2 protein-coding genes and 1 pseudogene are annotated in these 5,045 nt (G+C 21.1%); all 3 read right to left on the minus strand.

Going from position 1 to position 5,045, the window contains the following annotated elements:
- Positions 1-218 precede the first annotated feature (218 nt).
- Positions 219-572: pseudogene (locus GBZ86_RS12555) on the minus strand (MBL fold metallo-hydrolase); the annotation flags it as partial.
- 614 nt (positions 573-1,186) lie between these two features.
- Positions 1,187-2,719 carry a BCCT family transporter gene (locus tag GBZ86_RS12560; RefSeq protein ID WP_152891162.1) on the minus strand — a complete coding sequence of 511 codons (1,533 nt, stop codon included), beginning with the start codon at positions 2,717-2,719 and terminating at the stop codon, positions 1,187-1,189.
- 203 nt (positions 2,720-2,922) lie between these two features.
- A partial coding sequence (locus GBZ86_RS12565) for a sigma factor-like helix-turn-helix DNA-binding protein (protein WP_268817442.1) occupies positions 2,923-5,045 on the minus strand: 2,123 nt, incomplete at its 5' end.

Below are 5,045 nucleotides of genomic sequence, written 5' to 3' on the forward strand. Positions count from 1 at the left end.
GATTTAACCTTGCACCATCTACATTATTTTTTATACTTTCGTAACATTCACGCTTAGGCTTATTTCATCCTTACGTTGTAGTTAATGTAGCTTTAGGAACTTCCAGCAGTTAAAGGAGTTTTAGGTAGAATGTATCTACCACTCTACGCTCTTTACGAACGTAGGGAGCTTTTTATCAAAAATATATCTGACTATATTTTTAACAACTATTTAGTTGCTCCAATATGATCTTCATGTGGATGAGTAGCCACTACATAATCTAAAGTAGTTATATTACGTGATTTTAAATACTCTATAACAGCTTTAGAAGACTTTCTTGGCCCTGCATCAATCAGAATATTTTTACCATTAACTTGAATTAATTCTGAATCTCCTTGTCCTACATTTATGTAACTTACATCCATTACATTTTTATTCTCTTCATTACATAAACTATAAGAAACTTTATTATTAGCTTGCAAAGCTTTTACATTGTAATTTTTACCATAAGCTAATAATAAAGTTACTGACAAAAACATTGTCATAAATAATGTAAGTAGTTTACTTGTTTTGTTTTTCTTGTGTTTATTCATAAAACTCTCCTTTTAAAACGTTTTCTAATTTTGCAAAATAACCTTTTAAATTTCTTTTGCAAATATATTTTAATCTTATTTTTATTTCTTGTCTAATAAAGTTTTAAGTATAACTTTTAAAAAACAACTTAATTTTTTAGTGATTAAATACTAGAATCATTTATACATTTCATATTTAACTAATTAAATTAATTTTTAGAAATAATTTATAATTTTTTTAATCCTATGTATTTCTATAAAAAATATAATATTTAAAATAAATCAACATCAGCCAAAGGGCTGTTTATTTAATGTTTATTTATTTTAAATATTATATTACACTTCTTTTAATAGGATTAAGAAAACTTTACAATATATCCATAAAAGCTTGTATTTATACAAGCAACCCAAAATATTAACTATTTATTTATAAAATTTTTATTCAAATTTATTTTCAATGAAGAGGAAGTTTGTTTTTAAAAGTTATTTATGAACTAAAATTTTTTAAAAAAGATATTTTAAATATAAATGAAAATGAAGAAGAAATAAAAACAATTGTAAAACTTCTATAATTTAGAAATTTTACAATTGTTTTTTATACAAATTATTATTTTAACTTTAAATATTTAAATTCTTTATATTATATCGCTAATATTATTTTTATTTGTAATTTTAATTTTCTTTTCTACTTTTTCTTTTATTAATGATTTAACAAATCCCATGATACAAATTGCCATTATTATTCCAAAGGGCAGAGCCATTATTATTGATGCATTTTGTACCATTTCTAAACCACCAACAAATAATAATATTAAAGTTAATACAGATTGTATTATACCTAAGATTATCTTTTTTGAATTTTTAACTTCAGTCTTTCCATTAGATACTATCATGCTTAATACATAAGTTGCTGAATCTGCACTAGTTATAAAGAATGTAAATAATAATATTATAGCTATTAAAGACATTAAAAATCCTAATGGATATTGCTGAAAAACAACAAACATAGCAGTTTCTACTTTTTGTATAGCTATTTTTCCAATTTCTATAGGAGCATTTAACCCTAAAGTACCAAATACAGTCATCCAAGTCATACAGGCAGCACCAGGAATTATTAGAACTCCTATTATAAATTCTTTTATAGTTCTTCCTTTAGAAATTCTAGCTATAAATATAGCTACTGATGGTGCCCAAGCTATCCACCATCCCCAGTAAAATAAAGTCCATTTATTATACCAATCACCTTTTACAAAAATATTATTATTTTTGGTTAATAATTCAATGGCATAACCCTTTAAACCAATTAATGTATTTGAAATTATATCCCCTAAAGGACTTACTAAAACTGCTAATAAAAATAAAAGTGCTGCTAAAAACATATTTGTATTAGATATAAATTTAATTCCTTTTTTCACACCTGAACAAGCTGATATAAGAAATAATATTGTTATAACTACAACTATACATATTTGAATGCTTTTACTTTCAGGTATATTAAATAAATAATTTAATCCACTATTAACTTGAAGAGTGCCCATTCCTAAAGAAGTAATTATTCCTGCCATTGTAGCAAATACTGTGAAAATGTCTATTACTTTTCCTAAAAGTCCAGTAGCTTTTTCTTCTCCTACTAATGGAATTAATAAACTACTAATTAGTATAGGTTTTTTCTTCCTAAAATGTATATATGCTAATGCAAGAGCTAAAACTCCATAACAAGCCCAAGCTGATACTCCTATGTGCAACATAGACTTAGTCATAGCAAATTCTCTAGCAGCATTACTTAATGGTTCTACATTTAAAGGATTATTATAATGGGTTAATGGTTCAGCTACACCCCAAAATACTAAACCTATTCCAATACCAGCACTAAATAACATTGAAAACCAACTAATATTAGAAAATTCTGGTTTAGAATCATCCTCTCCTAATTTTATATTTTTAAATTTACTAAAAATAGCCCATATACAAATAAACATAAATATAAGCATAAGTAAGTAATACACCCAAGAAAATTTATTCATAATTTCAGTATAAATTCTATTTACAGATGATTTAAATGTATCTGTAAAAAATACTCCTAAAATAAAAATAATTAATGAAAATAACAATGCACTTATATAAACTATATTAAATTTCAAAAACTTTCTATCTTTTATTTTTTTCATATGACCTCTCTTTCAAAACTTTAATAAATATTAAAAGTTGTCAGTTAAAATGTATATAGATATATGCTAAAAATTCTTATACATTTTTATAAATTATCAGTTTTATTAAAATTTCTATAAAATAATATATTTAATAAAACTACTTTTTGACACTTATTTACTTAGATTTATTTAAAGTTTAAGAAAGACTAGATAAAATTTGTTTAATTAAGTAAATAAATCTTACCTAATGTATCTATATTTATTTTTCCTGAATTTTTAAGATCAAAAGGAATTTTTTTATCAAATTTATCTTCATGTTTACATACTAAATCAAGTTTTGTAAAATAATCATATATATCAACCTCATTCATTTTACCAGTATAATTATTTTTTAAAATTTTATATAATAATTCATCAAAGGTTTTTATATTGCTATTATTTTTAACAAGTATTAATTTTTCATATCTAGCATCTGTATAAGTTCTATTTATTTTTCTATATCCTTTTTTCACTAGAATACTTCTTATTAAATAAATATTCCAACTGTATTGAATTTTAGGTAATTCATTTTTATAGTTTTCTGACAAACTAGATAAATTTATATAATCTTCATTTTCAAATATATTTTCTATATATTTAACTACCCTATTCATTATTTCTTCACTTATATTAAAATCATAAGAATTTATTAATTCATTAGCTGATATTTCTAAAAATTTATTGCTATCAATATTATTATTAATAATAGTTGAAGCCATCATATCTTTATAACCATATTCATATATATATTTTTTAATATCTTCTTTAGTAAAAATTCCTCTATACTTTTTTATTATCACATCTTCAAAACTAGTATATTCACAATTTTCATTATATAAAAATTGAGTATGACCTTTTATATTATTAAACATTTTTTTTATTAATGCAGCTATTTTTTCATTAGAATCTATATTTAGTCTTTTTATAAGTGTAGTTAATTCTATATCTATTTTTAGTGAATTTAAAATTAAATAAGATGTTGTAAAGCCTTTATTTTTAAATAATCTATTTAATATTAAAGATATTTTAGTTTTTTCTTCTTCTGTTATTTTCAAATAATCTAATGTAGTTATGTTATTTCCAAGTCTTATTATTAAATCTGATTTACTTATAGTATCTTCAATTTTAAAAGGTGACCATCCTGTAAGTTTTATAAATCTATCTTTAGAAATCATTTTTTTATTTTCTTTTAAAATGTTTATTATCATATTTTCTCTAGAATATTCAATATCTTTATCTATATATATGTCTAAAGTATTTCCTTTTCCAACAGAATAATTTTCACCATAATAATAATGTATTAATGAATATAAAATGTATTTATTATTTATGTTATTTTTTATCATTAACTCTTTATTATTTTCAAAAAGATAACCAGCATTTATTACTTCTCTTTTATTAAAAGCTTCTTTTAATAAACTTTTTATATAAATTATTGTTTTTTTACTTATATTAATATGACTTATATGCATAAAAGTAAGTTTATCAACTAATAAAACTGATTCTATATCTCGTATTCTACTTTCTAATGCTCTATCATTACTATCTAAAGTTATATTTAAATGATTATAAACTAAATTTTTAATAATATTAATTCCTTTTTCATCTATTCTTAATGGTTTAGTTAAGTATTCTTTAAATATTAATTCACAAGCTTTAATAATTGTAATTTTATTTTTAAAGCAATATTCACCATATATATTAAATTCATAACTTAATAATAAATCTTTTATTTGTTCTATAGTTACTTCTTTTATTTCTAATTGTTTTAATTTATAAATTAAATGATCAATATAATTACATAATTTAAAATTTTCAGGAAGTGAGTTTATTATAACTTTTATTTTTTCATCTAAAGTGTTTTCAGATTTAAACATTATTAAGTTTAATGATTCTACGAAAGATAAACTTAAATCATTCATTTTTATTAAACTATTTATATAAAAAATTTTATCTTGTCCAAAAATTTCATATAAATCTTTTACTGAACACATGTCTTTACTTATATATTTCAATTGCAATGCTATATTAAATTTATTTATTTTTAAAAAACTACTTAAACTATCATTTGCTTTTTTTAATATTTGTCTTACTCTTTCACGAGTTAAATTTTCTTCTATTCCAATTTCTTCTAATGTATAATTATTATTGTATCTTTTAAAAAAAATTCTTTTTTCTCTTTCATTTTCTAAAAGTGTATCTATATTTTTTACAATTTGTTCTGGTGATTTAATTTCATTAATAAAATTTATAAATTCTAACATATGAAAAAAATAATCTTTATTAAAATCACTCTCTGTTTTAT

Source organism: Clostridium tarantellae, from assembly GCF_009295725.1.
Lineage (GTDB): Bacteria > Bacillota > Clostridia > Clostridiales > Clostridiaceae > Sarcina > Sarcina tarantellae.

Coding starts and splice junctions, on each gene's coding strand:
- GBZ86_RS12560 (WP_152891162.1), bottom strand. CDS start 2,719: ATGAAAAAAATAAAAGATAGAAAGTTTTTGAAATTTAATATAGTTTAT.